Genomic DNA, 6144 nt, shown 5'->3' with positions numbered 1-6144 from the left:
TGCCCGAGTGGTTAAAGGGAACGGACTGTAAATCCGTCGCCGTAGGCTACGATGGTTCGAATCCATCCCTGCCCACCATTTTGTAAATTAAAGCTTCGATTTTATCGGAGCTTTTTTTGTTTTTCATCATCATTTAAAACTAAAGCACTAATAGTTGTTATACTTACTATTAGTGCTTTTATTTTTATAAAAAAAATTGTACCCTAACAAAACATTAGGGTACATAATATTATAATTTTATTAGAGGCTATTTTATTATTTATCAAGACAAATTCTTTCAGCAGCTAAATGTTTATCCAAAACTTCTTTATTATTAAATGGAGTCAATCTAAAGGATAATTTAAAGTCTTCAAATTTTGCACGATATTTATCTAATTGCCACTGACCACAAGAATTTGTACCTAAAGCATTTTGTTTGTAATCTACATTAAATACAATGTAATCACGTTTTACTAAATCACAAGTATGTTTTGCATCATCTAAATCTTTATCTTCATACCAAGAAGCACTGAAATTAAAATCACCTTCAGTTGATGCTAAAAGACCCATACCTCTGTCATTTGTCATAGATACCCATTTACAACCCATATGATTTCCATTTTCTTGAGGAATTACATAGTTTGTAAATAATCCATCTACAGTATTTGCATATAAGCCCATTTGCGCTGCTTCTTTAGAGTCTGCATAGTTTTCGCCAGGTCCCATACCGAAATAGCGTACATGTTCCATAGATTTATCTAAATGCATGCTTACACCAATTCTAGGTAACATATCTGGTGCTAAATCAACTCTACCAGAAGGAGTGCCTTCTACATCAATTAAGATATCGCCAGATGGGCATACTGTATATACATATTTTGTTTTGAAGTGCCATGCACTATTAGTTGTACTATTGATTGTATCTACTTCTACTTTTAAGATATTGCCTTCCATGTGATAATCAATATTCATCACTACTTCATGTTCAAGATGTAAGAAGTATACTTTTTTCAATTTATCAATGATTTCCATATCATTGCTGATAGGTGCTCTCCATAAAGTTAAGCGAGGACCTTTGCTCAATACTTGCATACCATCACGAACGATATTCATTAAATTACCATTTACTAAGTTAAAGTCTAAAGAGAAGTTAGCGCCTTTTACATGTAAAGTAGTATGTTCTTTTTCAACATTTAAAATACCTTCTGGTCTTACCACGATACCTTCTTTATATAAAGGTAATTCAAATTGAGCAGTAGCAAGTTCATGACCGCTAGAAGCATAGCTTGTATCTTCTCTTAATTGATAAGAAATATTTACATAGTAATGAGCTCCTGGTTTTACTTTAATTGCAGATAAATCATATGGTAATGTAATGTCTTTATTTGCTCTAGCTTCAATAGAAGGAACAGCCATAAATCCAGTTTGAAGAATTACATCATCTTCCATAACTTTATAAACGAGGTTAAATCTATCTAAATTTGCAAAATCATAACGACTTAATAAGTTTATGATACCTTTTTGAATATCTACAGCAGTAGTTGTAATTGGTTCAATAACTTTTTTATATTCATATAAACCTGGAGATGGTGTTCTATCTGGCATGATTAAGCCATCAATGCAGAAATCTTTATTGCTTGGGTCATCACCAAAATCTCCGCCATAGCGATAATATTTTTCTCCACTTTCTGCGAAGGATTCAATACCATGGTCAAACCATTCCCAAACGAAACCACCTTGTAATTTATCATGAGCATATACTAAATCTTGATAATCTTTTAAGTTTCCTGGGCCATTACCCATTGCATGGCAATATTCGCAGTGAATATGTGGTTTTTTAGATTTTTCAATGATATCTTTCATGAGATATGGTTTCTTTGGATTTTCAATCCATGTGTACATTGTAGAATAAACATCAGCAGATTCTACATCAAAGTCACCTTCATAATGAACTAATCTTGTAGGATCCATTTCATGCGCTACATCTGTCATTTTGCGGAAATTGCAACCAAAAGCAGATTCATTTCCTAAAGACCAGAAGATAATAGCAGGATGGTTTTTATCGCGTTCAATCATGCGAGTCATTCTAGAAACATAAGCAAGTTCCCAAGAAGGATCATCTGTAATCCATTTATAATCGCCAGTCAATTCAAAACCATGACATTCCAAATCTGTTTCAGCGATTAAATACATACCATATTCATCACATAAATCGTATAGATAATAAGAATTAGGATAATGAGATGTACGAATTGCATTGATATTGAATTGTTTCATTAAAATAATATCTTTTTCAATTTCTTCTCTAGATACTACACGACCATTTTGTGGGCTATAATCATGACGGTTTACACCTTTAAATTTAATAGCTACACCATTTACTAAGAAAGTTTCACCATTTAATCTAATATTGCGGAAACCTACATTTTGAGGAATAACTTCTACAATTTGACCGTCATCTTCTACAGTCATAAATAATTTGTATAAATAAGGAGTTTCTGCTGTCCAATGATTTACATCAGCGATTACTTCATCAATACAAGCTTTACCTTCTTTAGCTACTACAGTTTTTGTAAATACAGTATTTTCACCAGCATCTACTAATTCAAAAGTAACATTAACTTCTTTTGTTGTACGTAAGAAAGCTTCTACTTTGAAAATACCATTCTTATATTCATCATCTAAATCAGCAATTACTTTATAATCATTGATACCATCTTTAGGCACACCTATTAATTCTACATCGCGGAAAATTCCACTTTCCCACCACATATCTTGGTCTTCTAAATATGTGCCATCAGACCATTGATATACACGAACAGTTACATCATTTTCTTCGCCTACACGGATTAAATCTGTAATATCAAATTCAGATTCATTTCTAGCAACTTTGCTATAGCCTACTTCCTTGCCATTAATCCATAAATGATATGCAGAGTCTACACCGCAAAATCTAATGATGATTTTTTTATCGCGATAGCTTTCTTCTACAAAAAATGTACGTTTATAAATACCGGTTGGGTTTTCTGTTGGTACATATGGTGGATTAATAGGGAAATTATACCATAAATCAGAATAGTGCATTTTGCCGTAGCCTTGTAACTGCCAATTTCCTGGAACTGTGATATCGTCCATTTTAGTTACATCAAAATCACTATTAAAGAAGCCTTCAGGACTATATTCTGGAGCATCTAAAAACATAAATTTCCAAACGCCATTTAAATTTTTAAATGCATGAGTATATCTATTATTGTTTAAAAGTGCCTTTTCTTTAGATGGAAATGTCAAGAAATGTGCTCTTGCTGGCATTCTATTAATTCCATCAATTTGATGATTTTCCCAAGTTTTCATAAAAAATTCCTCCTAAATAATATCTAAATTTGTCTATTTATTATTTTTGATTTAATTTCTTTTCATAACGGTTCCAACAAACCCAAGCAATACCCATAAATACTACTACACCTAATACATTATAAACAAGTGTTAAAATAGGATTTGCTGCATCTTGAGGTAATGTACCATCTAAATATTGCATAATTAATGTTGGGTCTGGAACTGTAGACATGAAGAAGACGAAGATGAATACAAGTAATAAGAATACACCTGCAAAGATACCAAAATTTCTACTACCAAATCTAAAGCTTCTATCCATATCGTCTTTTTTCCAACGTAAAACGATATAACCAATCAATAATAATAATACTGGTAATAAAGATGTTGCTGCTGTCATATTGATGAGCATCTGTAAGAAGCTATCCATATTTCCGATACCTAAAGCTGGAATAATAAGCAATACGCTAACTACAATACCTTGTACAATTAAAGCATTTGTTGGGTTACCTTCATGATTAGTTTTTACAATCCATTTACCAAAAATACCTTCTGGAATTTCAGAGAAGAATACTTTTACTGGAGCTGCTGTCCAAAGAGCTAAAGAACCTAAGCTTCCTAAGAATAAAATTACACCTACTAAGCGAACCATGATATCGCCTGGAATACCAAAATGTGTGCCTAAAATTTTAAATACATCAAAAATACCATTAGCAAAGTTATTTTGTAATGCAGCTGTAGGAACTACTAAACCTACGGCAATGGAACCTAATACATACATCAAACCAACAAAGATAGTGGATAATACCATTACCTTTATAAAAGTTTTATTACCGCCCTTTACATCTTTTATGTAAACACCAATACTTTCACCACCACCACAAGCTTGTAAAACCCAAGCCATAGTCATAAAGAAAGTCCAATCAAATCTTGGAGTGATTGTTTCCATAGAAAATTCTTGTGCAGGAGCTTCACCTAAACCAAATACTACGATAAACGCTAAGATAACAAACGCTATACCCATGAATAATCTGGCACTACCTGCTAAGTTTGTAACAATAGAAATCCAACTTACACCTTTGATACAAACATATGTTGCAATCCAGAATAATACTATTGAAACTAATGCAATAATCAATGTAGAATTATCACCCACAAAAACATTTGTACCAAAAAGTGCATAAGAACCTTGAATTAATGTCTGTGGCAATAAAGAACCGAAGAAGAATAAATTTACAAAGAAATAACACCATGCACCTAAAAATGCCCATTTAGAACCTAAAACGCATTCTAACCAACTATGAATACCAGATTCTTTATCAGAGTTTGCTGAAGCAAATTCACTCATCATCAAAATAAATGGTAAGAAATAGAAAACAGAACCAAATATATAAGCTGGAATAGTAGCTAATCCAATTTGTATGCTATTATTAATAATACTTGGAAAAGTATATACTGCCGAAAAAGTCATCATCATTAAAGCTATTTGACCTAATCTCGCTCTTTGATTATCCATAACAATTCTCCTTTTCTGTATATTCTTATTATTCTTTTTAATTTAATAAATAAAAGATAATAAAAATAACAAATTATCAATCTTTTTATCAAGTATATACGTATTTACTTCGATTATTATTATAGCATTTGCCCTTATCAGACTCTATCAGCTATGTTGAAATATTTTATATTTATGTTGATAAAATATTATATTTAAAATATATATTTGTTGATTTTTTATACTTATGTTGACAATGCTGCATTGACTATCTCAAGAATTCTTCTTATAATATACTCAAATAAAAATATTGAAGGTGTTTTTATGGGAAAAATCTTTAAAAATGATGTAAGTGTTTTATTTAACAACAATCCTATAAGCGAAGATTTCCACCTCTATGAATGTGGTTATGAAGAATGTAAGCCAACCAAACCTTATGAATTTGTTCCTATTGATTATTGGGTAATTCATTATTGCATTGCCGGTGAAGGTATTTTTCAAATCGAAGATAAACAAAACCATATCAAAGCTGGCGATATTTTTATGATACCGCCTTATACAAAAAACAAATATTATCCTTTACCTGAAAATCCTTGGAGTTATCATTGGATCGGTTTACGCGGAAAGCAAATTCACAAACTTTTAAGCATGTGCGGATTAAGCCCAGAAACGTATATTATTCATAATGAATTAGATACACATCTTAAAAATCTTTTTGAAAAAATTTATCAAGAATTTCAACGAGAACGTTATTTTAAAAGTATTTCTACAACTTTTTTATTATTTGACTATCTTGGTAATCATTTGCGCTTAAAACAAAAAGCAGAACTTTCAACTACAGAAGTTTATTTCAATGCTATTTTAAATTACATTCACAAAAATTATGCTGATAATATCAGTATTTCTGATATTGCTACCGCCAATAATATCGACAGAACATATGTTTTTAAGTTATTTCAAAAATATTTAAAAATAAGTCCTAGTCAATATTTACAACAATATCGTCTAAGTAAAGCATGTACATTATTAAGAAAAACTTCTTTGAGTATAACAGATATTAGCTATACTGTAGGTTTTCAACATGCTCCTTATTTCACTAAATTATTTACACAATACATTGGAGAGACGCCTTCTGAATATCGCAAAGAATATATGCGTTTTGGTGAAGACTCTTTTTCTTAAAAAAAATTTATAAAAAACACTTGCCAAAAAAATATATCTATGCTATTATATAGAAGTTGCTTGTGAGAGCAATAAACAAATGGCCTTGTAGCTCAGCTGGATTAGAGTGTTTGACTACGAATCAAAAGGTCGCAGGTTCGAGTCCTGCCAAGGTCACC

At 31.3% G+C, this 6144-nt stretch carries 3 protein-coding genes and 1 tRNA gene; 2 read left to right on the top strand and 2 right to left on the bottom strand.

All coding sequences use genetic code 11. The features are described 5' to 3' along the window. Positions 1–255: 255 nt before the first annotated feature. A complete protein-coding gene (gene ebgA, locus AC5LAX_RS08525) occupies positions 256–3330 on the bottom strand; it encodes a beta-galactosidase subunit alpha (RefSeq protein ID WP_288908822.1) in 3075 nt (1024 codons plus the stop codon). 40 nt (positions 3331–3370) lie between these two features. Then, on the bottom strand, positions 3371–4825 hold the full coding sequence (locus tag AC5LAX_RS08520; protein WP_117464371.1) for an amino acid permease: 1455 nt from the start codon (positions 4823–4825) through the stop codon (positions 3371–3373). Positions 4826–5128: 303 nt separating this feature from the next. Between AC5LAX_RS08520 and AC5LAX_RS08515 the strand changes: the two genes are divergently transcribed. Continuing rightward, positions 5129–5986, top strand: coding sequence for a helix-turn-helix domain-containing protein (locus tag AC5LAX_RS08515; protein ID WP_008538804.1), 858 nt, complete (start codon positions 5129–5131; stop codon positions 5984–5986). Between the two features lie 81 nt (positions 5987–6067). Next, positions 6068–6142: transfer RNA gene (locus tag AC5LAX_RS08510), tRNA-Arg, on the top strand. The last annotated feature ends 2 nt before the right edge of the window (positions 6143–6144 follow it).

It is taken from the genome of Megamonas sp. (genome assembly GCF_986095205.1).
This window is presented reverse-complemented; position numbering and strand designations above follow the sequence as displayed.